This is a genomic window from Curtobacterium sp. MCLR17_043 (assembly GCF_003224215.1).
GTDB lineage: Bacteria > Actinomycetota > Actinomycetes > Actinomycetales > Microbacteriaceae > Curtobacterium > Curtobacterium flaccumfaciens.
The window spans coordinates 159,947-184,144 of record NZ_QKLH01000005.1; the positions used below are offsets into that span (position 1 = coordinate 159,947).

Sequence of the window (24,198 nt, forward strand, 5' to 3'; positions counted from 1 at the left end):
CGCCGGCACGCGCCTCCAGGCTGTCGACCGGTCGCGTCTCGTCGCCTGGCTGGCCCGCCGCCGAGTGGTCACGACTCGTCGTCGGCGGGGCGTCGTGTGGTCAAGGGCTGTTGGCTGGCGGCGCCGCAGGCGACGGTCTGCGACCGCTCGCCGCGCGCTCGGCGGGGTGTTGTGACCGGCCGGCGGGTGCAGTGGGGTTGTGGCGCGTCGGCCTGGAGGCTCGGGGCGGCGCCGGCACGCGCCTCCAGGCTGTCGACCGGTCGCGTCTCGTCGCCTGGCTGGCCCGCCGCCGAGTGGTCACGACTCGTCGTCGGCGGGGCGTCGTGTGGTCAAGGGCTGTTGGCTGGCGGCGCCGCAGGCGACGGTCTGCGACCGCTCGCCGCGCGCTCGGCGGGGTGTTGTGACCGGCCGTGACCCTGTTCCGGTTCCACACGCGCCTTCAGGCCGTCGACCGGTCGAGTCTCGTCGCCTGGCGGGCCCGCGGCCGGGCGGTCACGACTCGTCGTCGGCAGGGCGTCGTGTGGTCAAGGGCTGTCGGCTGGCGCCGCCGCAGGCGACGGTTCGTGACCGCTCGCCGCGGGGTAGGCGGGGTGTTGCGACCGGCCGGCGGGTGCAGTGGGGTTGTGGCGCGTCGGCCTGGAGGCTCGGGGCGGCGCCGCCACGCGCCTCCAGGCCGTCGACCGGTCGCGTCCCACCGCCTGGCCGGCCCGCCGCGGAGTGGTCACGACTCGTCGTCGGGCAGGCGCCGTGTGGTCACGAACTGTCTGCTGGCGGCGCCGCAGGCGACGGTCTGCGACCGCTCGCCGCGCGCTCGGCAGGGTGTTGCGACCAGCCGAGCCCGCGTCAGCGGTAGCCGCCGTCCTCCAGGCCGGCCTCGACCTCGAACCGGTTCCGCAGGGGATCCCGCCCGGCGACGGCGTAGAGCAGCGGCATGAGCATGCCGTACCGGCGCCACTGCTCGACGTGTACCCGCTCGTGCCGGAGCACCCGCGGGCCGTCGTTGTCGCGGGTCAGGTACACCGAACCGACGCAGGTGCCGCCGCGCCGGAACACCCAGCGCGGCAGCCCCGTGCAGACGACGAGCCCGTCCTCCACCCGGATCCGCCCGGTCGACAGGGGGACGCCCACGGCGAGCCCGACGGCGGTCGCGAAGACCCACCCCGCACGGGACACGGGGGAGTCGAGCAGCGGGTTGCGCACGCTCAGGCCGGGCGGCCGTACGTCTCGAGCAGGCGGAGCCAGATCTCGTTCATCGTCGGGTAGGCCGGGACCGCGTGCCACAGACGGTCGATCGGGACCTCGCCCACGACCGCGACGGTGGCACCGTGCAGCATCTCGGCGACGTCCTGGCCGACGAACGTGACGCCCACGACGACCCCGCGGTCCTCGTCGACGACCATCTTCGCGCGGCCCGTGTAACCGTCCGCCTGCAGCGAGGACCCGGCGATCGCACCGAGGTCGTACTCGACCGCGCGGACGTTCAGCCCCTGCTCGCGGGCCTTCGCCTCGGTCAGGCCGACGCTCGCGACCTCGGGGTCGGTGAAGGTGACTTGCGGCGAGGCGGCGTGGTCGGCGGTGGCGACGTGGGCACCCCACGGCTCGGCGTGCAGCGGCGTGCCCTGGTACCGGGCGGCGATCGCCTCGCCGGCGGCACGCGCCTGGTACTTGCCCTGGTGCGTGAGCAGGACGCGGTGGTTGACGTCACCCACGGCGTACAGCCAGTCGGTGCCGTGCACGAGCATGGTGTCGTCGACGTCGAGCCAGTCGCCCGCGGTCAGGCCGACGGTCTCGAGCCCGAGGTCACGCGTGTGTGCGGCGCGGCCGGTGGCGGCGAGCACCTCGCTCGTGATGACGGTGGTGCCGTCGTCGAGCTCCGTGGTGACGAGACCGTGCTCATCGCGGTCGACCCGGACCGGGTTGACGCCGGTGCGGACGTCGACACCGAGTTCGCGCAGGGAGTCGGCGACGAGTTCCCCGGCGAAGGGCTCCATGCCGCCGAGCAGACCGTGCCGGGCGACGAGGGTGACCTTCGCGCCGAGGGAGGCCCACGCGGTCGCGAGCTCCGAGCCGGAGACGCCGCCGCCGATGACGAGCAGGCTCTCGGGGACCTGCTGGGCGCTGGTGCCCTCGCGGGTGCCCCACGGCTTCGCCTCGGCGAGACCGGGCACCGGGGGCAGCGTGTGCAGGGAACCGGTGACGACCGCGACGGCGGCGCGCGCCGTGTGCGTCTCGCCGTCGACGTCGATGGTCTTCGGGCCGGTGATGCGGGCGTGCCCGCGGATCAGGGCGATGCCGGCGGACTCGAGCCACGAGACCTGGCTGTCGTCCTTCCAGTCCGAGGTGAACGAGTTGCGGCGGGCGAGCACGTGGGCGGCGTCGAGCGTGCCGGTCACGGCCTGCTTCGCACCGTCGAGCCGCTTGGCGGCGGCGAGGGCGTGTCCGCTGCGCAGGAGCGCCTTCGAGGGCATGCACGCCCAGTAGGAGCACTCGCCGCCGACGAGCTCGGCCTCCACGATCGCGACCGACAGGTCGCGCTTCCTGGCGTAGTCCGCCACGTTCTCGCCGACAGCGCCGGCTCCGATCACGATGAGGTCGTAGTCCGTCATGCTGCCGAGCGTACGCGGACCGGCAGGGGGTCCGCCGGTCGCGTCGTGCCCGTGGTCAGCCCACCCGGGAGGCGCTGGTCACCGCTCCGACGACGCGCAGGATCACGCCGAGGTCGTCCACCGCCCGGTCCGGGTCGACGGGGGCGAATCCGGTGAGCGCGGCGCCGACGAGGCGCCGCCCGCGCGTCGCGGCCTGGATGCGCTCGACGAGCGCTGCGCCGTCGAGGCCGAACGGGACGGGTTCGAGGAGTCCGTCGACCTCGGACGGGTCGAGGACGTCGAGGTCGACGTGCACGAACACCGACGAGGCACCGGTCCGCTCGACCGCTGCGGCGAGGGCGTCCGGGGTGGCGGCGTCGACGTCGAGGTGCACGATCCCGGCCTTGTCGAGGGCGGCTCGTTCGGCGTCCTCGACCCCGCGGACCCCGGCGACGACGACCGAGGACGCCGGCACCACCGGCAGTCCGGGGAACAGGTCGTCGGGACGGTCGACCAGCAGGCGCAGGGCGGCGGTCTCGGCGGCGACGGGCTGTGCCCGGTTGAGCGCGCGGTACCCGCTGGACCCGGAGATGCGGACGAACGCGGTGTCCGGTGCGAGGGCGGCGGTCGCGCCGAGGACACTGGCGCCGTCACCGCCGACGACGAGCACCGGTTCGGTGGCGACGGCTGTTTCCTCGGCGACGCGTTCGGCGACGGCGAGCACCGAGGTGTAGCGGGCGACGGCGGTCTCGAGGCGGTCACCCGCTCCGGCCGGGACGTCGACCACGGTGGTGGACGCCCGGGGGAGGTCGGCCGCGATCGCCGACGCACCGTCCCCGAGGCGCATCGCGCGCGACGACGCCGAACCCTGCCACTGACCGACCACGAGGAAGTGCATCGTCTCAGTCTGTCAGCTGGGGTCCGGCGTCGTCAGGGCGTTCGTCAGATGCTCGAGGATCCGCCGGACTTCAGCGCGGCGAGCCGTGCCTCGACCTCGGCGTCCTTGCCGACGTCCTCGAGGCTCTCGAACTGTGCGTCGAGGCTCGACGACTGCAGCTCCTGCTGGCCGAGCACCTTCGCCTCTTCGCGGCGGACCTTCTCCTCGAAGCGGCCGAGGTCGCTCGTCGGGTCGAGCACGTCGATGTTGCCGAGGGCGTCGTTGACGCGGGACTGCGCCTCGGCGGTCTTCGAGCGGGCGACGAGGTTGTCCCGCTTCGCGCGGAGCTGCTCGAGCTTCTGCTCCATGCCGGCGAGACCGGTCTTGAGCTTCTCGACGGCCTCGTTCTGCGACGCCAGGTTCGGCTCCGCGTCCTTGACCTCCTGCTCGGCGGCGATCTGCTTGCCGATCGCGATCTTGGCGAGGTTGTCGAACTTGTCCGCCTCGGCCGACTTGCCCTCGGAGCGGTACTTGTCGGCGGCGGCGGAGGCGTTGGCGGCCTTCTGGCCCCACTCGACCGCGGCCTTCTTGTCCTCTTCGTGGTCCTGCTCGAGCAGGCGCACGTTGCCGATGGTCTGCGCGATCGCGGTCTTCGCGTCGGCGATGTTGTTCGTGTAGTCGCGGACGAGCTGGTCCAGCATCTTCTGCGGGTCCTCGGCGTCGTCGATGATCTGGTTGATGTTCGCGCGCACGAGGGTGGAGATGCGTCCGAAGATGGTCTGCTTGGCCATTGCTGTTCCCTTTCGTGGAAGTCCTGTGGACGGTGTTGTCGGGTCGGGTCGGGTCGTGTCTGGTTCTGGGTGCCGGGGGAGTGCGTCGGGTCAGAAGCGGCCGCCGCCGGAGAAGCCGCCGCCGTAGCTGCCGCCGCGTCCGCCGAGCAGGCCGCCGAGGACGAGACCGGTGACGAGGCCGCCGAGCTGGGCGCCGCCTCCGCCACCGCCCTGGCCGCCACCCCAGCCGCCGAGGTCGTCGTTGGCGGCGTCCATCGCGGCGGCCGCGTACTGCTCGGCCGCGCGGGCGGCGTTGAGCGCCTGGCCGGGGTTGCTCGGGGCGAGTTCGACGGCGTCGTCGTAGGCGCGCTGGGCCTCGGACAGCCGGGTCCGGGCGGTCGGGCCGATGCCGCCGCGGTGCAGGGAGACGTAGTCGCGGGCCTGGCTGATCCGGTTCCGGGCGTCGCGCAGGGCTGCGTCGAGCGCCTGGGTGGCGCGCTGGCGCTGTTCCTCGGCACCCCGTGCCGCGGCGATGGCCTGGTCGATCTCGGTGTTCGCCCGGGTCAGCGCGTCGACGGCCGCCACCGGGTCCTTCGGGTCGAGCCCCTGGCGGAGCACGGCCTCGGCGCGGGTGACCGCTGCGGCGAGGTCCGGCCCGCCCGAGCGCAGGCTGCGGGCGGCGGCGACGTCGCCCTGGATGTCGATGCGCATCGCCTCGGCGCGGGCGGTGGCCTCGTCGAAGGACTGCTCGGCGGCGAGTGCTCCGTCGGTGAGCTGCTGCACCTGGGCGAGCGCGTGCTGGGCGTCCCGCACGGCGACGACCGCCTCGCCCTTGTCGCCGGCGGCGATGAAGGCGGTGGCGGCGTTCGAGCGTTCGGTGGCGAAGGCGAGCACCTGGTGGGCCTGGTCGACGTTGTTCGCCACGGTGGCGAGGGTGCGGCCGGTGTAGCGGGCGCGGACGCGGTCGAGTGCAGCGGCGGCGGCTCCGACCGATGCCGGCGCGGCGGCCACGGCCTGGGCGAGCGATGCGGCCGCGTCCTCGATGCCGTCCTCGAGCGAGCGGAGCTGGTCGAACGCCTCGGTCTGCTCCTCGATCGCGGCGTGCGCACGTTCGCAGATGACGATGATCTGGTTCGCCCACTCGGCGCGCTGCTGCGGGGTGTCGGGGATCTCGTCGTCGAGCTGCTGCCGGATCGTGAAGGCCTTGCGGACCTCGCGCTGTGCGGCCTGCACGGCGTCGGCGAAGGGCTTGGCGGCGTCGGGGCCGAACTGCGCGCTCGCGAACCCGACCTCTTGCTCGGCGGTTCGGAGTTCGTCGTCGATGGTGACCAGGGCGCCGCCGGCGGTGCGTTCGAGGTCGACGAGCGAGGCTTCCTGCGCCTCGGTCGCTGCGGCGGTGCGGCGCTTGTTCCGGGTCCGGATGACCAGGACCACGACGACGAGCCCGACGACCACGACGAGCAGCAGGATCCACAGCCAGGTCAGGTCCACCGGGGCCTGCGACTGGGTCAGCCCGTCGGCGAAGGCCACGGCGGCGCCGGACCAGTCATCCTGCTTGAGCCGGGGCAGCAGCGAATCGTCGACGGCATTCTGCACGTCGGACGAAGAGATCGCGGTCTCGTTCGTCTGTTGGACGTCGTAGTTGCGCTCGGTGACCGCGACCGAGAGCAGGATGCCGTCGCTGTCGATCTGGTTCTGCTCGAGCACCGCCCGGCCCCACTCGGTGTGGTCGGTGGGATCGGTGAAGGACGGCACGAACACGACGTACAGCTGCGTCTGCGTCTCGGCGTACAGGTCCTGCACGGCCTGCTCGACCTTCGACTGCTGGGATGCGGTCAGCGCGTCGGCCTCGTCGAGGACGTACGCGCCGCCCAGATCGACGGGCGCCGTGGCGTGGGCGGTCGCTGCCGGAGCCAGGACGATCAGCATCGCGACGAGGGCGGCCGTCACACGGCTCCACAGCCGCGTTGTCCCCCTGTGCCCGCTCGATCCGTCCGTGCCCGATCCGTGCTGGACCGCTCGCATCCGTCCTCCGTCCGTCGGCGGCCGGTACCCCGTGGCACCGCACCGGACCGCGCCACGAGTGCGCTGTCGCCCGGAGTCTATCCAGGCCACGCAGGGGCACCGCCAGACTCTGGGGGAACGCTCCGGACCGTGCTTCCTGTGGACGTCTTGTCCCCCGTACCGGGGTATGCTGGCGCCACTGTTCGAGGATGAACGGAAGGGGAAGAACGATGGAACGCACCACGAGCACCGAGGTCGTCCCGCTCGAGGACGGCTACCACCGGGTGTCGACTCCGGCGACGGGTGTGATCGGTTTCGTGCGCGAGCACGATGGCCGTTACGAGGTCCTGCGCGGACGAGTTCGCCAGGCGACCCGCTCCGAGGGGCAGTACAGCACCATGAACGTCGCGCTCATCGCGCTGACGCACGCCTGATCCGCTCTGGGCGCGACCACACGACCGACGGGCGCTGCCCCGGTCGGTGGGTCGCGCCTCCAGACCGTCACGGTGACGCTCCGGACGCCGGCTGCTGACCGCGCGGACGACCGGGAGGCCCTGGTCGCCGCCGTCGTGTCGGCGACCGGCGCCGAGCCGGTCGCGGTGCGCGCGGGGCGCGTCTGCCCGCACTGCGCGGGGACCGACCACGGTCGTCCGTGGGTGACCGTCGCGGGCGTCACGGTCGGCGTGAGCCTGTCGCGCGCACCGGGCGTCGTCGCCCTCGCGGTCGGACCGTCGGCACTCGGTGTCGACGTCGAACGGGTGTCGCGGGTCGCCGCCGCGCCGCTCGATGCATTCACTCCGGGGGAGCTGCTCCGGGCTGACGGAGACCCGGTGCTCCTCGCCGCAGCGTGGGCGGCGAAGGAAGCCGTGCTGAAACGCGACGGACGCGGGCTGCGCGTCGACCCGCTCGCGGTGGAGGTCGACGTGGCCGCCGGTACCGCCCGGTCGGAGGGTGCCGAACAACCGCTCACCGTGCTGTACCCCGCGCCAGATGTGGTGCTCGTGGTGGCGGCGGGTGGCCTGCACGTCGAGGTCGTCGGGGCGGTCAGCGGGGGAGCGTGAGCACCTCGGCGCCGTCCTGGGTGATCGCGATGGTGTGCTCGGTGTGGGCGGTCCGCGCTCCGGTGGCACTCCGCAGGGTCCACCCGTCGGCGTCGGTGACCATGACGTCGGTGTCCGCCATCACCCACGGTTCGAGCGCGAGCAGGAGCCCGGGCCGGAGCGTGTAGCCGCGGCCGGGCCGCCCGGTGTTCGACACGTGCGGGTCCTGGTGCATGGTCGAGCCGATGCCGTGCCCGCCGAACTCGACGTTCACCGGGTAGCCCGCGGCTTCGAGCACGGTGCCGATCGCGTGGGACAGGTCACCGATGCGGGCGCCCGGTCCGGCCGCGGCGATGCCCGCGGCCAGCGCGCGTTCGGTTGCGTCGATGAGTGCGAGGTCCTCGGGGCGTGCGGTACCGACGACGAAGCTGATCGCGGCGTCGGCGGCGATGCCGTCCAGGGACACCGCGAGGTCGAGGGTCAGCAGGTCGCCGTCCTGCAGCACCCGGTCGTGCGGCAGCCCGTGCAGGACGGCGTCGTTCACGGCCGTGCAGATGTGGTGGCCGAACGGGCCGCGGCCGAACGAGGGTGCGTAGTCGACGTAGCAGGAGTCGGCACCGGCGGCCTCGATCATCTGCTTCGCCCACCGGTCGATCTCGAGCAGGTTCGTGCCGACGCGGGTGCGTTCGCGCAGGGTCTGCAGGATCGTGCCGACGAGGGCTCCGGTGGCGCGGCCCTTGTCGACCTCGGCGGGGGTGAGGATCTCGATCACGCCGATGATCATACCGGTATTACTATGTGGTCATGGTCCGTCTCCCACTCCGCCCCGACGAGGTCGCGCGCGGTCGTCGCCTCGGTGCGCTGCTCCGTCGTGCCCGTGGTCCGCGATCGATCGTGGACACCGCCCTGGCCGCGGGGATCTCGCCGGAGACGCTCCGGAAGATCGAGACCGGCCGCATCGCGACGCCGGCGTTCTCGACCATCGCGTCGGTCGCGGGCGTGGTCGGGCTGTCGCTCGACGCGGTGTGGTCCGAGGTCAGCTGCGACCCGGCCGACGGCGAGCTGGCGGGCTAGCCGGCGCGGCGGCAGAGCCTGCTGTCCGGCGCGGCGGCGGAGCCTGCTGATCGACGCGCCGGCGGCGCCTGCTAGCCAGCGGGCAGCGCCGGCACCGACGCCTCGTCGACCCAGGGCCCGGTCACCGCACCGACGTCCGCGACCGAGCGACCGGCGGCGTCCGCGAACGCACGGAGCACGTCGGGCACGGTGACGGATCCGTGCCGGTGCTGCTCGGTGATGCTCCGCAGCCCGGCGAAGAAGGCGTCGTCGCCGAACGTGCGGCGGACGGCGTGCAGGGCGAGGGCGCCGCGCTTGTAGACGCGGTCGTCGAACATGTCCTTCGCGCCCGGGTCACCGACGACCAGGTCCTCCGGCTGTTCGAGCAGTCCCTGCCGGTACCGCTCGGCCAGCTGGTCGGCGGTGTCGTCGCCGCGGTCCTCGGACCACAGCCACTCGGCGTAGCAGGCGAACCCCTCGTGCAGCCAGATGTCCTGCCACCGGGTGACCGTGACGGAGTTGCCGAACCACTGGTGGGCGAGCTCGTGAGCGATGAGGCGGTCGGTGCCGTGCTCGCCGTCGATGTGGTTCCGGCCGAACACCGCCAGGCCGTGGGCCTCGAGCGGGATCTCGAGGTCGTCGTCGGTCACCACGACGCCGTACGCCGCGAACGGGTACGGGCCGAACCGTTCACCGAACAGCGCGAGCATCTCCGGCACCTGGCCGAAGTCGGTCTTCGCGGCGGCGGCGAGGTCGGCGGGGTGGTGCAGCGTGACGGGGACCCCGCTCGTGCGCAGCTTCGTGGTGCGGTACCGGCCGATCTGCACGGTCGCCAGGTAGGTCGCCATCGGCTCGGTGGTGGCGTAGGTCCAGCGGGTGCCGACGCGGTCGCGCTCCTTGGCGAGCAGCTCCCCGTTCGCCAGGACGTCGTACGCCGCCTCGGCCGCGATCTCGATCCGGTACGTGGCCTTGTCGTCGGGGCGGTCGTTGCACGGGAACCACGACGGCGCTCCCGTGGGCTGCGCGGCGACGATGACACCGTCGGACAGTTCCTCCCAGCCGAGCTGCCCCCACGCACTCCGGACGGGGTGCGGGGTACCGCGGTACCGCAGGTGCACGCTGAACACGGTGTCGGCGGCGATGGGGTCGGCCGGGGTGACCGTCACCTTGTGCGTCGCGGTCGAGACCTTCTTCGCCCGGCGTCCGTCGACGTCGACCCGGTCGACCGTGAGCCCGTGCAGGTCGATCACGACCTTCTCGAGCGGCTCCAGGGCGCGCGCGGTGATCGTGGCGGTGCCGTCCAGACGATTCGTGGCGACGCGGTAGTCGAGACGGAGCTCGTAGTGCTCGGCACTCCACCGTCGGTCGCCGCTGTGCGGGGTGTACGGGTCTGCGGCGGGATCGGAGGGCACGGGGACAGTCAACCTCATGGCGCCGGTGGGGCGGTCACCGAGGGGGCTGCCGATGTCCACGGAGCGATCGGGTTGCCGGACCAGCGGGAACCCGTCGGCACCTGCTCACCGCGCATCACGAGCGAGGACGGCCCGACGGTCGCCCCGGCACCGATGCCGGCCGCCGGCAGGACCACGCTGTGCGGCCCGAGGGTCGCACCCGCGTCGATCCGGACGGTGTCGAGCTGCATCACGCGGTCGTGGAACAGGTGCGTCTGCACGACCGTGCCCCGCGCCACCGACGCCCCGGAGCCGATGGTGACCAGGTCGGCCTCGGGCAGCCAGTACGTCTCGAGCCAGGTGCCGCGGCCGATCGTCGCACCGAGGCTCCGCAGCCAGACGGCCAGCGCGGGGGTGCCGGTGGCCTGCTCGGCGAACCAGGGGCGCGCGACGGTCTCGACGAAGGTGTCCTGCACCTCGTTGCGCCACACGAAGGACGACCACAGCGGGTGCTCCCGGGCGGTGATCCGGCCGACGAACGCCCACTTCGCGATCGTCGAAACGACGGCGGCGACGGCACCGGCGGCGATGAGCACCGGTCCGGCGAGCAGCACCGTCCACCCGATCCCGACGGCCGACCAGAGCGCCAGCAGTGCTCCGGCCACGCCGAGCGCGATGGCGGCGGAGACCATCGGGGCGACCAGGCGCAGCAGCTCCCAGCAGCCGCGGGCGACCTTGAGCCGCCGGGACGGACGGAACGTGCGCGCCTCGTCGAACTCCGTCGCCGCGCGCCGCAGCCGCACCGGGGGCGACCCGAGCCACGACGACCCGCGCTTGGCCTTCTTCGGCACCGCGGACAGCACCGCCACCAGGGCCTCGCGCGGCACCGAGCGTCCGGCACCCGTCATGCCGCTGTTGCCGAGGAACGCGCGACGGCCGACCTTCGAGCGACCGATCCGCACCCGACCGCCGCCGAGCTCGTACGTCGCCACCATCGTGTCGTCGGCCAGGAACGCCCCCGACGCGATCTGCGTCAGCGCCGGGATGAGCAGCACCGTCGAGATCTCGGTGTCCCGACCGACCCGGGCGCCGAGCAGCCGCAGCCAAACCGGCGTCACGAGCGAGGCGTACAGCGGGAACAGCAGGGTGCGCGCCGCGTCGAGCACCCGCTCGGTCGACCACACCTGCCAGCCGATCCGGGAGCGCACCGGGTGCCGCCCCTCGTGCAGGCCGATGCCGAGCAGCCGCACCGCGACCACCACCAGCAGCGCGTACACCGTACCGGCGACGACCGTCGTCAGGGGGACCGTCAGCAGCGCACGGAGCACCGCGTCGCCCAGGGTCGGTGCCCGCCCGACCAGGGCGAGCGCGACCAGCAGTCCGACCGCGACACCGACCACCGGCAACCCGGCCACGGCCAGGGACCCGGCCCCGTACGCGAGCAGCCAGCGTCGTCGGGTCGCGGGACGGGCCTCCCGGTCGTCACGAGCCGACCCGGTGCGCTCCGCAGGCGCCCCTGCCCAGCGTTCGCCCGCGGGCACCGGGCCGCCGACGGCGGAACCCGCCGTGATCTCGGCACCCGCACCGACGTGCGCCCCCGGCAGCAGCGTCGTCCGGCTGCGCACCACGGCGTCCTCGTCGACGCGGACGTGCCCCAGGTGGAACACGTCGCCATCGAGCCAGTGCCCGGCCAGGTCGACCTCGGGCTCGATCGACGCACGCTTGCCGATCGTGAGCATCCCCGTCACCGGCGGCAGCGTGTGCAGGTCGACGTCCCTGCCGATCCGCGCGCCGAGTGCCCGGGCGTAGTAGCTGATCCACGGGGCACCCGCCGTCGAGGGGGCGTCGACCGCCTCGGCGATGCGCTCGGCCAGCCACACCCGCAGGTGCACCGAACCGCCACGGGGGTACGACCCCGGCCGGACCCCGGCGAGCAGCAGCCGCGCCAGCACCACCGTCAGCGCCATCTTGCCGATCGGCGTCACGAACACCAGGAGCGCCAGCACCAGCACCGGCCAGGGCAGCACCGGCAGGAACGGCAGCGTCGTCGCGTGCAGCACCGCGGCCACCAGGGCCGTCCACGTCAGCACCCGCAACCCCCGGAGCACCTGCACCGGCAGCCCGAGCAGCGTCATCAGCAACCCCGTCGTCGGAGGCACCGGCGTGACGTCACGCGACGACGCCTCGACCGGGCCGGACTCGTCCAGCGCCGCCGCCAACGCCCCGATCCGCGGGTGGTCGTACACGTCCGCCACCGTCGTCGTCGGGAACCGCTCCCGGATGGCCGACACCAGCTGCGCCGCCGTCAACGACCCACCGCCGTGGGCGAAGAAGTCGTCGTCGACGCTCGCCACCGGCACCCCGAGGATCGCCGACCACCGCTCGGCGATCCACGCCACCGTGTCCGGCAGCATCGCTGCGTCCGAGGCACCGGGCAACGGCCACGGCAGCGCCGCGCGGTCGACCTTGCCCGACGTCCGCGTCGGCAGCGACTCCACCACGGCCACCAACGGCACCAGCGCCGCCGGCAGCTCCTGCCGCAACCGGGCGTTCGCCGCGGCCACGTCCACCGTCGCCCCCGCTACCGGGGCCACGTACCCGACCAGCACCTGGTTGCCCGCCGGGGTCCGCTGCACCACCGCGGCCCCACCCGCCACGTCGTCCAGGGCCTGCAGCGCCGCATCGATCTCCCCGAGCTCGATCCGCCGGCCGCCGAGCTTCACCTGGTCGTCCGCACGCCCCTGGAACACCAGCCCCTCGGGCTCGTACCGCACCAGGTCTCCGCTCCGGTACGCCCGCTCCCACCCGAGCTCCGGGAACGGCGCGTACTTCTCCGCGTCCTTCGTCGGGTCCAGGTACCGCCCCAGCCCGACCCCGCCGATCACGAGCTCACCCACGCCGCCCGGCTCCACCCGCTGCCCGGCACCGTCCACCACCGCCAGGTCCCACCCGTCCAGCGGCAACCCGATCCGGATGGGCTGGCTCCCGTCGAGCAGGGACCCGCACGCCACCACCGTCGCCTCGGTCGGCCCGTAGGTGTTCCACACCTCACGGTCACGACTCGCGATGCGCGCCGCCAGCTCCGGCGGGCACGCCTCACCACCGAAGATCACCAGCCGCACCTGCTCGAGCGCATCGTCGGGCCACAACGCCGCCAGCGTCGGCACCGTCGACACCACCGTGATCGTGTGCGCGATGAGCCACGGCCCCAGGTCCACCCCCGTCCGCACCAACGACCGGGGCGCCGGCACCAGCGCGGCACCGTGCCCCCACGCCAACCACATCTCCTCGCACGACGCGTCGAACGCCACGCTCAGCCCCGCCAGCACCCGGTCACTCGGACCGATCGGCGCCGCCTGCAGGAACATCCGCGCCTCGGCGTCCACGAACGCCGCAGCACTGCGGTGGGTGACCGCCACACCCTTCGGCACCCCGGTCGACCCGGACGTGAAGATGATCCACGCGTCGTCGGTCTCACGGGGGAGTTCGGCGCTCGCCGTAGGGTCCGTCACCGGCAGCTCCGTGCCGTCGCGGTCGCGCAGGACACCGCCCGCGCCGATCACCCCGACGACACCGGCCTCGCCGAACACCAGGGTGGCGCGCTCCTCGGGGTCGTCCGCGTCGACCGGCACGTAGGCCGCCCCGGCGGCGAGCACGGCGAGGATCGACAGGTACAGGTCACGCCCACCGGAGGGGATCCGCACCCCGACCCGGTCGCCCCGTCGGACACCGCGGCGGGCCAGGTCGTCGGCCTGCGCGCGCACGAGGTCGAGCAGGGCGGCGTAGTCGACGCTGCCGGCGGGGTCCTCGAGCGCCGTCGCGTCCGGGTGGGTCGCCGCGGTCGCCGCCAGGACGTCGAACAGGGTCCGTGGGGCGGGTGCGTCGCCGCCGCGGGCGAGTTCGAGCTGCGCGTTCCCGGTGCCGATGGTCATCGAGGCCTCTTCCCGGTCGCGTGCGGGACGACCGGCCCGTGATCCTAGAGGGTCGAGGTGTCCTGCTCGGGAACGGTCGGTGCCGTACCGGTCGGTCCGAGTGCCGCAGCGGACGGTTCGAGTGCCGCACGGGCCGCGTCGAGCGCCGTCGCGATCCCGACCGAGTCGTCCAGCGAGTGCACCGGGGACTCCGTGCGACCCTCCGCCACGTACTGCGCGAGCGCCGCCGCCTGCCACACGAGTCCCTGACGACCCCGCAGCTCCGTCGGCTCCGCCCAGTGGTCCTCCCCACCCCTGTGGTGCACCGCGAACGACGCCGGGAACACGAAGTGGTCGGTGTACCGGACCGTGGCCCGGCTCCCGGCGATCACCGCCAGCCCCGGCGACCACGCCGTCATCGACGTGGTCACCACCGCCTGCGCGCCACCCTCTGCCGTCGACACGGTGACGGACTGGAGGTCCACCCCGCGATCCGAGACCGCCCCCGTCGTGCTGCTGGTCACCGGGGCGCCGGTGGCGAACCGTGCGAACCAGTGCGCGTACACGCCGGCGTCGAGGAGCGCACCCCCACCAGCGGCGGGGTCGAACATCCGGTCCGCCGGGTCCGGTTCGTGCGGCCACCCGACGTCGACCGTCGCGAGGCGGACGTCGCCGAGGACCCCGTCCGCGAGCAGACGCGCGACGACGGTCGTGCCCGGCAGGTACCGGGTCCACATCGCCTCCATCGCGAGGACGCCCGCGGCCCGCGCGGCGTCGGCGAGGGTGCGGGTGTCCGCCGCCGAGGTCGTCATCGGCTTCTCGACGAGCACGTGCTTGCCGGCGGCGATCGCGAGCAGTGCGTGCCCGAGGTGCTGCGGGTGCGGCGAGGCGACGTAGACCACGTCGACGGCGGGGTCCGCCACGAGGGCCTCGTACGAGCCGTGCACACCGGACACGCCGTGGCGGGCGGCGAAGGCCTCGGCACGCTCGGGGGAGCGGGAGCCCACGGCGACCACGCGCTGGTCGGAGTTCGCGTGCAGCGTCGTCGTGAAGTCGTTCGCGATCTCCCCGGGGCCGATCACACCCCACCGGAGCACGGGGCCGCCCCGCAGTGCGTGGACTCCGGGCACCGGGAACGTCATCGTCATGCCGGAACGCTACCGGGCGGGCGCGTTGCACGCCGCGCGGTCCGTCCTGTTGCTCACCCTCGAGGAGCACATGGTCCGTCCTGCTGCTCACCCTCGAGGCACCCAGCCACGAGACCGGCGACGAACCCGGAGGAGTCTCAACGGGGAAAGGTCGCCGCAGGCGACATCGCGCGCAGCTGACTGAGCGAAGCGAAGACAACTGCTTGCGCGGAAATGCGACTGTGCCCCCAGGAGGATTCGAACCTCCGCCCCTGCCTCCGGAGGGCAGTGCTCTATCCCCTGAGCTATGGGGGCCAAGGGGTGTGAACAACCGTAGCAGGTCCGCCGGGTGGTCCTGGACAGCGCGTGTCGCGGCGTGGACGTCGCGACGGGCGGCCTGGAGGCGCGGTGTGGGCCCGAAACGGGCCTCCAGGCCGCACGGTGCGAGCGTCGCGAGCCGGTGCGAGGTTCCGTGTCCCGTGCGGCGCTCGGAGCGCGCACCGCGCGCGCAACCGCGCACCGGGCGGCCGACTCGGCACGGTGCGAGCGTCGCGTTCCCGTGCGAGGTTCCGCGTTCCGTGCGGCGCTCGGAGCGCGCACCGCGCGCACCGCGCGCGCAACTTCGCACCGGACGGCGGACCCCGAACCGTGCGTGGCCGCCGCCGGGCTGGAGGCGGGGTGCGGGCCCGCCACGGGCCTCCCGTCCGCACGGTGCGAGCGTCGCAATCCCGTGCGAGGTTCCGAGTTCCGTGCGGCGCTGCAAGCGCGCACCACGTGCGCAACCTCGCACCCGATGGCGGACGCGGCACCGTGCGTGGCCGCCGCCGGCCGGGAGGCGCGGTGCGGGCCCGCCACGGGCCTCACGTCCGCACGGTGTGTCCGTCGCGATCCCGTGCAAGGTTCCGCGTTCCGTGCGGCGCAGCAAGCGCGCACCACGTGCGCAACCTCGCACCGGACGGCGGCCTCGCACCGTGCGTTGCCGCCGCCGGGCCGGGAGGCGCGGTGCGGGCCCGCCCCGGGCCTCCCGTCCGCACGGTGCGACCGTCGCGATCCCGTGCGAGGTTCCGCGTTCCGTGCGGCGCTGCAAGCGCGCACCAGGCGCGCAACCTCGCACCAGACGGCGGAGCCCGCACCGTGCCAGAGCGAGCGCGTCAGCCCGCGGGCGTCGCCGTCGCCGACGCGGATGGCTGCAGCGCGGCCCGCACCGCGTCCACGACGGGCTGCGCCCCTCCCGGCTCGGTGAACAGCGTCGACTGCGCGGTGATCCAGTACGGGTCGGCGAAGGCGTCCGCGCGGCCGACGTCGCCGCTCAGGGCGAAGTAGCCCTCCACGCGGTAGGTGGGGACGGACCCGCCCCGCTCGTACAGGGCGTCCTTCAGGTTGGTGAGCGACTTCTCAGGCAGGTCGGCGACCGCGAGCGTGATCGCCGTGGCGTCCGCGTCGGTGCTGACGAACCGGCACACGCGACCCTGTTGCTTCGCGATGGTCGCAGCGGGGGAGCCCTTCGCCGGGGTGAAGGAGTCGTCGAGCTCGAAGGTCTGCCCGTACACCGACAGCGCGCTGGTCGGCAGGAGCTCCGCGCACGTCTCGGACACCGGCTTGCCCGCCGGGGTCGCGGTGGCCGACGGGGTGCTGTCACCGCCGCCCGAGCACCCGGCGAGCACGACGGCTGCTGCGGTGGTGAGGGTGGCGACGGTGAGCGCCCGGGCGCGGCTGCGGGGGGTCATCCCGACATGATGCTGCATCGACCGGTGCGGACCTGGGCGTCCCGGTAGGATCGATCCTCGTGACTCCTGCCGAACTCTCCGCCGCGTACCTGTCGATCCTGACCGGGATCGTCGAGCGCCGAGGCGCGTCCGAGACCGTGACGATCGAGGAGTCCCACGTGGTGCTCGAGCGTCCGAAGAACCGCGCCCACGGCGACTGGGCCTCGAACGCCGCCATGCAGCTCGCGAAGCGGCTCGGCACGAACCCGCGCGAGCTCGCGACCGAGATCGCCGGCGAGCTGACCGAGCTCGACGGTGTGGACTCCGTCGACGTCGCCGGCCCCGGCTTCATCAACATCACGCTCGAGGCGGCCGCCGCTGGCGAGATCGCGCGCACCATCGTGGACGGCGGCGAGTCCTTCGGCACCGGCGACCTGTACGACGGCGTCCGGATCAACCTGGAGTTCGTCTCCGCCAACCCCACCGGCCCGATCCACATGGGCGGCGTCCGCTGGGCCGCGGTCGGCGACAGCCTGGCCCGCGTGTTCCAGGCGCAGGGTGGGCTCGTCACCCGCGAGTACTACTTCAACGACCACGGCGCGCAGATCGACCGGTTCGCCCGCTCCCTCGTCGCCAGCGCACTCGGTGAGCCGACGCCCGAGGACGGCTACGGCGGCGCCTACATCGCCGAGATCGCGGCACGGGTCATCGCGACCCTCGAGCCGGGCATCGACGTCCGCGACCTGCCGCGCGACGAGGCGCAGGAACTCTTCCGTCGCGAGGGCGTCGACTTCATGTTCGCCGACATCAAGTCGTCGCTGCACGACTTCGGCGTCGACTTCGACGTCTACTTCCACGAGAACGCCCTGCACGAGTCGAAGGCCGTCGAGCGTGCCATCGCCCGACTGCGGTCGGCCGGCGTGATGTACGAGGCCGAGGGCGCCGAGTGGCTCCGCACGACCGACTTCGGCGACGACCGCGACCGCGTCGTCATCAAGTCGGACGGCGAGCCCGCGTACATCGCCGGCGACCTGGCGTACTACCTCGACAAGCGCGAGCGCGGGTTCGAGCGGAACCTGATCATGCTCGGTGCCGACCACCACGGCTACGTCGGCCGGATGATGGCGATGTGCGCCGCGTTCGGGGACGAGCCGGGCAAGAACCTCGAGATCCTGATCGGGCAGATGGTCAACCTGCTCAAGGACGGCGAGCCGATGCGCATGTCGAAGCGCAACGGCACCATCGTCACGATGGAGGACCTCGTCGACGCCGTCGGTGTCGACGCCGGCCGGTACGCCCTGGTCCGGTTCGCCAGCGACACCGCGATCGACATCGACCTCGACCTGCTCACGAAGCGCACGAACGACAACCCCGTCTTCTACGTGCAGTACGCCCACGCCCGCACGCAGTCGGTGGCCCGGAACGCCGCGGCGGCCGGGGTCGACCGGTCGGTGTTCGACGCCTCGCTGCTGACCCACGAGTCGGAGAGCGCGCTCCTCGGAGCCCTCGCCGAGTACCCGCGGGTGGTCCGGCACGCCGCCGAACTGCGCGAGCCGCACCGCATCGCGCGGTACATCGAGCAGCTCGCCGGCCTCTACCACCGCTGGTACGACTCCTGCCGTGTCACGCCCCTCGGCGACGAACCCGTGACCGACCTGCACCGCACGCGCCTGTGGCTGAACGACGCCACCGGCCAGGTCGTCCGCAACGGCCTCGGCCTGCTCGGCGTGTCGGCGCCGTCCCGCATGTAGCGGCACTCCTTCCGCAAGACACCGGTGTTCGCGCACCGAACACCCGCATTCCGCGGTGTCGAGCGCGAACACCGGTGTTTTGCATCCCGGCCGCAGCCCGGCCGCAGCTGGGCCGCAGACCGGACTGGCAGGGTAGGACGCATGCCCGCAGCCACCGAACGCCCCACCACGCGCCGCCGCTGGCCCGTCGTCCTGCTCGTGGTCGTCGTCGTGCTCGCCGCCCTCGTCGTCGTCGCCGAGTTCGTGCTGCGCGGCGTCGTCGACCGGATCATCGCCCAGCAGGTCGAGCAGTCGCTACCGGACGGCACGACCGGCGAGGTCGACGCCCACGCCGAGGGCATCGTCATCCCGCAGCTCATCAGCGGCACGCTCGACCGCGTCGAGATCTCCTCGGCGAAGCTCACGGTGGACGGCATCCCGCTCGCCGCCGACGTCACCGCGCAGGACGTGCCGGTGGACGGCAAGGGTGACGTCCGCGACGTCGACGGCACGGTCACCCTGGCGTCGTCGAGCGTCAAGGACCTGGCGAAGTACAGCCCGCTGTTCGACCGGATGAACCTGGTCGACGGCGGCGTCGAACTGACGGGGTCGTCATCGGTGCTCGGCTACGACATCACCTACGCGGCGAAGGGCGCCGTCGTCGCGCAGGACGACGGCCGCGGCATCTCGATCACCCCGGAGAGCGTCCGGATCACGAACTCCGACCTCGGCCTGAAGGTCGACTCGATCCCGGGCGTCACCGGTGTCCCGGTGCAGGTCTGCACCGCGCAGTTCCTGCCCGAGGCGCTGCGCGTGCGCTCGCTCGACGTGTCGAAGTCGGACGCGACGGTCCGCATCACCGCGGATGCGCTGCCGCTCAACGAGGACGGCCTGCGGACGGTCGGCACCTGCGGCTGAGCGGACGGGTGCGTAACGCGGCCTGGAGGAACGGCTCGCGTCGGTAGGATCGGGTCCCGTGAGCGAGAACCCCCTTGCACCGCCGCGGCTGCGGTTCCCGACGGACGCCTCCGAACTGGTGGACCGCATCTGGCCCGCGTCCGCGACGCGGACCGACGACGGCACCCTGGCGATCGGCGGCATCAGCGCGACGGACCTGGTCGCGCAGTTCGGCACGCCCCTGTACGTCGTCGACGAGCGTGACGTCCAGTCCCGCGCCGTCCGCGTGCGGAACGCGTTCGCCGAGGCGTTCGAGCGCATCGGCAGCCACGCGCACGTCTACTACGCCGGCAAGGCCTTCCTGACGACGCAGGTCGTCGCGTGGATGGCCGAGGCCGACCTGCGCGTGGACGTCTGCACCGCCGGTGAGCTCGCGGTCGCCCTGGCCGGCGGCATTGACCCCGGCCGGCTCGGCTTCCACGGCAACGACAAGTCCGACGCCGAGATCGCCCGCGCGGTCGAGGTCGGCATCGGCACGATCGTGCTCGACAGCCACGAAGAGGTGCAGCGCGTCGCCCGTGCCGCCGCCGACGCCGGGGTCGTGCAGCGCGTGCGCATCCGGATCAACACCGGTGTGCACGCGTCCACCCACGAGTACCTGGCGACCGCCCGCGAGGACCAGAAGTTCGGCATCCCGCTGTCCGAGGCCGTCGAGGCCGCAGCAGCCGCCCGCGCCGAGCCCTCGCTCGCCTTCGTCGGGCTGCACTCGCACATCGGCTCGCAGATCTTCGACGACGCCGGCTTCCGCGAGGCCGCACGTCGACTCATGGACGTGCACGCGACGCTCGTGGCCTCCGGGCCGGTGCCCGAGCTGAACCTCGGCGGCGGCTGGGGCATCGACTACACCGAGGCCGATTCGGCCTTCGCCCCCGAGGACGTCGCCGACGCACTGGCCACGATCATCGGCGAGGCCTGCGCCGAGCGCGGCATCCCGGTGCCGGACATCGCCGTCGAGCCGGGCCGCTACATCATCGGCCCGCCCGGGGTGACGCTCTACCGCGTCGGCACGATCAAGCCGGTCACGCTCGAGACCGACGACGGCGGCAGCGCGACCCGCACGTACGTCTCGGTCGACGGCGGGATGAGCGACAACATCCGTCCCGCCCTGTACGGCGCCGACTACACGGCCCGGCTCGGCCGCACCTCCGACGCCCCGGCGGTGCTGAGCCGCGTCGTCGGCAAGCACTGCGAGAGCGGCGACGTCGTGGTGAACGACGAGTACCTGCCCGGCGACGTGCAGCGCGGTGACCTGCTGGCCGTCGCGGCCACCGGTGCCTACTGCTGGGCGCTGTCGAGCAACTACAACCACGTGGGCCGCCCGCCGGTCGTCGCCGTCGCGGACGGCGCAGCCCGTATCCTCGTGCGGGGCGAGACGATCGACGACCTCCTCGCCCGTGACACCGGGGTCGCCGCCGTGCCCGCCGAGGGCACCGGCCGCTGACCCCCGACCCGACCGGGTCCGCCCACCCCGCAGGGCGCACCCCCACCGACAGGAACCGCTACCAGATGATCGAATACCGCAACGTCCGTGTCGCGCTGCTCGGGGCCGGCTCGGTCGGTTCCCAGGTCGCGCGACTGCTCCTCGAGCACAGCGACGAGCTGGCCTCGCGCGCCGGTGCCGGGCTGGAGCTGGTCGGAATCGCCGTGCGCGACGTGGACGCGCAGCGCGACGTCGACCTGCCGGCGGAGCTCTTCACCACGGACGCGGCATCGCTCATCCTCGGCGCGGACATCGTCGTCGAGCTCATCGGCGGCATCGAGCCGGCGCGCACCCTCGTGCTCCAGGCCCTGCAGTCGGGCGCGGACGTCGTCACCGGCAACAAGGCGCTGCTCGCGACCCACGGCCCGGAGCTCTTCGCCGCGGCCGAGCAGGTCGGCGCGCAGCTCTACTACGAGGCCGCCGTGGCCGGGGCGATCCCGATCATCCGTCCGCTGCACGACTCGCTCGCCGGTGACCGCATCGTCCGGATCATGGGCATCGTCAACGGCACCACGAACTTCATCCTCGACCTGATGGACCGCAAGGGTTCCACGTTCGAGGACGCCCTGGCCACCGCGACGGAGCTCGGCTACGCCGAGGCCGACCCGACCGCCGACGTCGAGGGCTACGACGCCGCGCAGAAGGCCGCGATCCTGGCCTCGCTGGCGTTCCACACCTCGGTGCCGCTCGCCGCCGTGCACCGCGAGGGCATCACCCACGTCACGATCGACCAGGTCCGCGCCGCCCGCAAGGCCGGCTACGTCGTGAAGATCCTGGCGACCGCCGAGCGACTCACCGACGAGGACGGCCGCGAGGGCGTCAGCGCCCGCGTCTACCCGGCCCTCGTGCCCGAGTCGCACCCGCTCGCGAGCGTGCACGGTGCGAAGAACGCCGTGTTCGTCGAGGCCGAGGCCGCCGGCGACCTGATGTTCTACGGCGCGGGTGCCGGTGGCGTCGAGACGGCCTCGGCGGTCCTCGGCGACCTGGTCTCCGCGGCCCGCCGGCACGTCATCGGCGGCCCGGGTGTCGCCGAGTCGACGCAGTCCGAGCTGCCGGTGTTCCCGATCGGCACCGTCCGCACGAGCTACCAGATCACCCTGCACGTCACGGACGCCCCCGGCGTGCTGTCGACGGTCGCCGGCGTGTTGGCGAAGCACGGCGTCAGCGTCGAGACGGTCGAACAGACCACCACCGGCGCAGCCGAGGGGACCGCGACGCTCGTCATCGGCACCCACCTGGCGCGCGAGGCCGACCTGGCGGACACCGTCGTCGCCCTCCGTGGCGAGGACGTCGTCCTGGACGTCACCAGCGTCCTGCGCGTCGTCGGTCGCTGACGCGACCACGGGCGTCCAGGCCGACCTGCAGGCCCACCGAGCCGCACCACCACCAGATCCACCCCACCGGACAGAGAGAGAAGCCTGATGGCCCACCAGTGGCAGGGAGTCCTGCGCGAGTACGCCGACCGACTCGACGTGACCGAGGCGACGCCCATCGTCACGCTCGGTGAGGGCGGCACGCCGCTCATCCCGGCTCGTCGGCTCTCCGAGCGCACCGGCGCCGAGGTCTACGTGAAGTTCGAGGGCATGAACCCGACGGGTTCGTTCAAGGACCGCGGCATGACGATGGCGATCTCGAAGGCCGTCGAGCACGGCGCGAAGGCCGTCATCTGCGCCTCGACCGGCAACACCAGCGCCTCGGCCGCCGCGTACGCCACGCACGCCGGCATCACCGCTGCGGTGCTCGTGCCCGAGGGCAAGATCGCCATGGGCAAGCTCAGCCAGGCCGTCGCCCACGACGCCCAGCTGCTGCAGGTGCAGGGCAACTTCGACGACTGCCTCGACATCGCCCGCGACCTGGCGGCGAACTACCCGGTGCACCTCGTCAACTCCGTCAACAACGACCGCATCGAGGGGCAGAAGACCGCCGCGTTCGAGGTCGTCGACGTCCTCGGTGACGCACCGGACTTCCACTTCCTGCCCGTCGGCAACGCGGGCAACTACACTGCGTACTCGCGCGGCTACCGCGAGGACGTCGCCGCCGGCCGCAGCACCAAGCTGCCCCGCATGTTCGGGTTCCAGGCCGCCGGTTCCGCCCCGATCGTGCACGGCGAGGTCGTCCGGCACCCGGACACCATCGCGTCGGCGATCCGCATCGGCAACCCGGCCTCGTGGCAGTTCGCGCTCGAGGCGCGGGAGGAGACCGACGGCTACTTCGGTGCCATCACCGACGAGGCCATCCTCGCCGCACACCGCATCCTGTCTGCCGAGGTCGGCGTCTTCGTCGAGCCCGCATCGGCCATCGGTGTCGCCGGGCTCCTCGAGCGTGCCGACGCCGGTGTCGTGCCGAAGGGCGCGAAGGTCGTCATCACGGTCACGGGCCACGGCCTGAAGGACCCGCAGTGGGCGCTCCGCACGCCCGACGGCGGCGAGGTCACCCCGACGAGCGTGCCGGTCGACACGAAGTCGATCGCCGACGTGCTCGGTCTGGTCAGCGAGCAGTGATCTCCGACCGCTCGTCCGGACCGGGAGAGGGCATGACCGCCCGCAGTGCTGTACCGGCCGGACGGGCGGTCCGTGCGCTGCCGACCGGATCGGCGGTCCGCGTCCGGGTGCCGGCCACGTCGGCGAACCTCGGCCCCGGCTTCGACTCGCTCGGCCTCGCGCTCTCGCTCTACGACGAGGTCGTGGTGCGCGTGCGCTCCGAACCCGGCGCGACCGTCACGGTCGAGGGCGTCGGTGCCGGTGAGGTCGCCACGGACGACACGAACCTCGTCGTCCGTGCGGTCCGCCGTGGCCTGGAGCACGCCGGTGTCGACCAGCCCGGACTCGAGCTGCACGCCACGAACGCGATCCCGCACGGCCGCGGTCTCGGTTCCTCCGCCGCGGCGATCGTCGCCGGGCTGATGGCTGCCCGTGGTCTGCTCGAGGGCGTCGTCGACCTGGACGCCTCGACGCTCCTGACCCTGGCCACCGAGATGGAGGGCCACCCGGACAACGTCGCGCCAGCGCTCTTCGGCGGGCTCACGATCGCGTGGATGACCGCCGAGGGCCCGGCCTACAAGCGGCTCCTGGTGCACCGCGGTGTCGCCCCGGTGGTGTTCGTGCCGACCTCGACGCTCTCGACCAAGCTCGCGCGCTCCCTGCAGCCCGAGCAGGTCCCGCACGCCGACGCCGCGTTCAACGTCTCCCGCTCGGCGCTGCTCGTCGCGGCGCTCATCCAGAGCCCCGAGCTGCTGCTCGCCGCGACCGAGGACCGTCTGCACCAGGCGTACCGCGCCAGCGCCATGCCCGAGACCGACGCCCTGATCCGGTTGCTCCGACAGCACGGCCTCGCCGCGGTGGTCTCCGGTGCCGGGCCGAGCCTGCTCGTCCTCGGCAGCGACCCGGCACAGCGCCTGACCGCCGCCGAACTGGTGCAGCGACACGCCGAATCCGACTGGCGGCCGCTCATGCTGGCCGTCGATCTCGGTGGTGCTACAGTGGCAGCGCACTCGGCGCTCGAAGCCGAACCCGCGTAACCGTACGGATCGCTCGTCCTCAGGACAGCTCCTGCGACGTCGCAGGGTCC

General features: G+C 73.1%; 19 protein-coding genes and 1 tRNA gene. 9 read left to right on the forward strand and 11 right to left on the reverse strand.

The window, feature by feature from the left end; all coding sequences use genetic code 11:
* Nucleotides 1-843: 843 nt before the first annotated feature.
* The 5 genes from DEJ03_RS06995 to DEJ03_RS07015 form a co-directional block, all read right to left on the reverse strand.
* Nucleotides 844-1,200 (reverse strand): Fe-S oxidoreductase, encoded by a 357-nt coding sequence (locus tag DEJ03_RS06995; RefSeq protein WP_175330772.1) that lies wholly within the window; start codon nucleotides 1,198-1,200, stop codon nucleotides 844-846.
* A 2-nt stretch (nucleotides 1,201-1,202) separates the two neighbouring features.
* Nucleotides 1,203-2,606 (reverse strand): NAD(P)/FAD-dependent oxidoreductase, encoded by a 1,404-nt coding sequence (locus DEJ03_RS07000; protein WP_110864039.1) that lies wholly within the window; start codon nucleotides 2,604-2,606, stop codon nucleotides 1,203-1,205.
* Nucleotides 2,607-2,661: 55 nt separating this feature from the next.
* A complete protein-coding gene (locus tag DEJ03_RS07005; RefSeq protein WP_110864040.1) occupies nucleotides 2,662-3,483 on the reverse strand; it encodes an arginase family protein in 822 nt (273 codons plus the stop codon).
* A 44-nt stretch (nucleotides 3,484-3,527) separates the two neighbouring features.
* The gene (locus tag DEJ03_RS07010) at nucleotides 3,528-4,253 is read right to left on the reverse strand and encodes a PspA/IM30 family protein (RefSeq protein WP_110859024.1); all 726 of its coding nucleotides are present in this window, start codon (nucleotides 4,251-4,253) and stop codon (nucleotides 3,528-3,530) included.
* 90 nt (nucleotides 4,254-4,343) lie between these two features.
* Nucleotides 4,344-6,182, reverse strand: a complete 1,839-nt coding sequence (locus tag DEJ03_RS07015; protein WP_181422632.1) for a TPM domain-containing protein — start codon at nucleotides 6,180-6,182, stop codon at nucleotides 4,344-4,346.
* Nucleotides 6,183-6,466: 284 nt separating this feature from the next.
* Here DEJ03_RS07015 and DEJ03_RS07020 point away from each other — a divergent pair, with 284 nt between their 5' ends.
* Nucleotides 6,467-6,670, forward strand: a complete 204-nt coding sequence (locus tag DEJ03_RS07020) for a hypothetical protein (RefSeq protein WP_017885770.1) — start codon at nucleotides 6,467-6,469, stop codon at nucleotides 6,668-6,670.
* Nucleotides 6,671-6,742: 72 nt separating this feature from the next.
* Complete coding sequence (locus DEJ03_RS07025) at nucleotides 6,743-7,297, forward strand: 4'-phosphopantetheinyl transferase superfamily protein (protein WP_110864042.1); 555 nt, start codon at nucleotides 6,743-6,745, stop codon at nucleotides 7,295-7,297.
* Here DEJ03_RS07025 and map read toward each other — a convergent pair.
* Nucleotides 7,281-8,048, reverse strand: coding sequence for a type I methionyl aminopeptidase (gene map, locus DEJ03_RS07030; RefSeq protein WP_110864063.1), 768 nt, complete (start codon nucleotides 8,046-8,048; stop codon nucleotides 7,281-7,283). The genes DEJ03_RS07025 and map overlap by 17 nt on opposite strands.
* Nucleotides 8,049-8,080: 32 nt before the next feature.
* Here map and DEJ03_RS07035 point away from each other — a divergent pair, with 32 nt between their 5' ends.
* Nucleotides 8,081-8,350 carry a helix-turn-helix domain-containing protein gene (locus DEJ03_RS07035; RefSeq protein WP_027465796.1) on the forward strand — a complete coding sequence of 90 codons (270 nt, stop codon included), beginning with the start codon at nucleotides 8,081-8,083 and terminating at the stop codon, nucleotides 8,348-8,350.
* 71 nt (nucleotides 8,351-8,421) lie between these two features.
* Here DEJ03_RS07035 and DEJ03_RS07040 read toward each other — a convergent pair whose 3' ends face one another.
* The 5 genes from DEJ03_RS07040 to DEJ03_RS07060 form a co-directional block, all read right to left on the reverse strand.
* Nucleotides 8,422-9,741: a M1 family metallopeptidase gene (locus DEJ03_RS07040; RefSeq protein ID WP_258370643.1), complete on the reverse strand. Its 1,320-nt coding sequence runs from the start codon at nucleotides 9,739-9,741 to the stop codon at nucleotides 8,422-8,424.
* Between the two features lie 14 nt (nucleotides 9,742-9,755).
* Nucleotides 9,756-13,652: a Pls/PosA family non-ribosomal peptide synthetase gene (locus DEJ03_RS07045; protein WP_110864044.1), complete on the reverse strand. Its 3,897-nt coding sequence runs from the start codon at nucleotides 13,650-13,652 to the stop codon at nucleotides 9,756-9,758.
* A 44-nt stretch (nucleotides 13,653-13,696) separates the two neighbouring features.
* Nucleotides 13,697-14,779, reverse strand: a complete 1,083-nt coding sequence (locus tag DEJ03_RS07050) for a Gfo/Idh/MocA family protein (protein WP_258370645.1) — start codon at nucleotides 14,777-14,779, stop codon at nucleotides 13,697-13,699.
* Nucleotides 14,780-15,001: 222 nt separating this feature from the next.
* Nucleotides 15,002-15,073 (reverse strand) — tRNA-Arg (locus tag DEJ03_RS07055).
* Nucleotides 15,074-15,909: 836 nt separating this feature from the next.
* On the reverse strand, nucleotides 15,910-16,485 hold the full coding sequence (locus DEJ03_RS07060; protein WP_027465794.1) for a hypothetical protein: 576 nt from the start codon (nucleotides 16,483-16,485) through the stop codon (nucleotides 15,910-15,912).
* 59 nt (nucleotides 16,486-16,544) lie between these two features.
* Here DEJ03_RS07060 and argS point away from each other — a divergent pair, with 59 nt between their 5' ends.
* The 6 genes from argS to thrB all read left to right on the forward strand — a co-directional run bounded on the left by argS (nucleotide 16,545) and on the right by thrB (nucleotide 24,148).
* Entirely contained in the window at nucleotides 16,545-18,215 is a 1,671-nt protein-coding gene (gene argS / locus DEJ03_RS07065; RefSeq protein ID WP_056068838.1) for an arginine--tRNA ligase, read from the forward strand.
* A 141-nt stretch (nucleotides 18,216-18,356) separates the two neighbouring features.
* Complete coding sequence (locus DEJ03_RS07070) at nucleotides 18,357-19,112, forward strand: LmeA family phospholipid-binding protein (protein ID WP_110864045.1); 756 nt, start codon at nucleotides 18,357-18,359, stop codon at nucleotides 19,110-19,112.
* Nucleotides 19,113-19,170: 58 nt separating this feature from the next.
* On the forward strand, nucleotides 19,171-20,592 hold the full coding sequence (lysA, locus tag DEJ03_RS07075) for a diaminopimelate decarboxylase (RefSeq protein ID WP_110864046.1): 1,422 nt from the start codon (nucleotides 19,171-19,173) through the stop codon (nucleotides 20,590-20,592).
* Between the two features lie 65 nt (nucleotides 20,593-20,657).
* Entirely contained in the window at nucleotides 20,658-21,965 is a 1,308-nt protein-coding gene (locus DEJ03_RS07080; protein WP_110864047.1) for a homoserine dehydrogenase, read from the forward strand.
* 87 nt (nucleotides 21,966-22,052) lie between these two features.
* A complete protein-coding gene (gene thrC, locus DEJ03_RS07085; RefSeq protein WP_071404606.1) occupies nucleotides 22,053-23,132 on the forward strand; it encodes a threonine synthase in 1,080 nt (359 codons plus the stop codon).
* A gap of 32 nt (nucleotides 23,133-23,164) precedes the next feature.
* Nucleotides 23,165-24,148: a homoserine kinase gene (gene thrB / locus DEJ03_RS07090; protein ID WP_181422633.1), complete on the forward strand. Its 984-nt coding sequence runs from the start codon at nucleotides 23,165-23,167 to the stop codon at nucleotides 24,146-24,148.
* The last annotated feature ends 50 nt before the right edge of the window (nucleotides 24,149-24,198 follow it).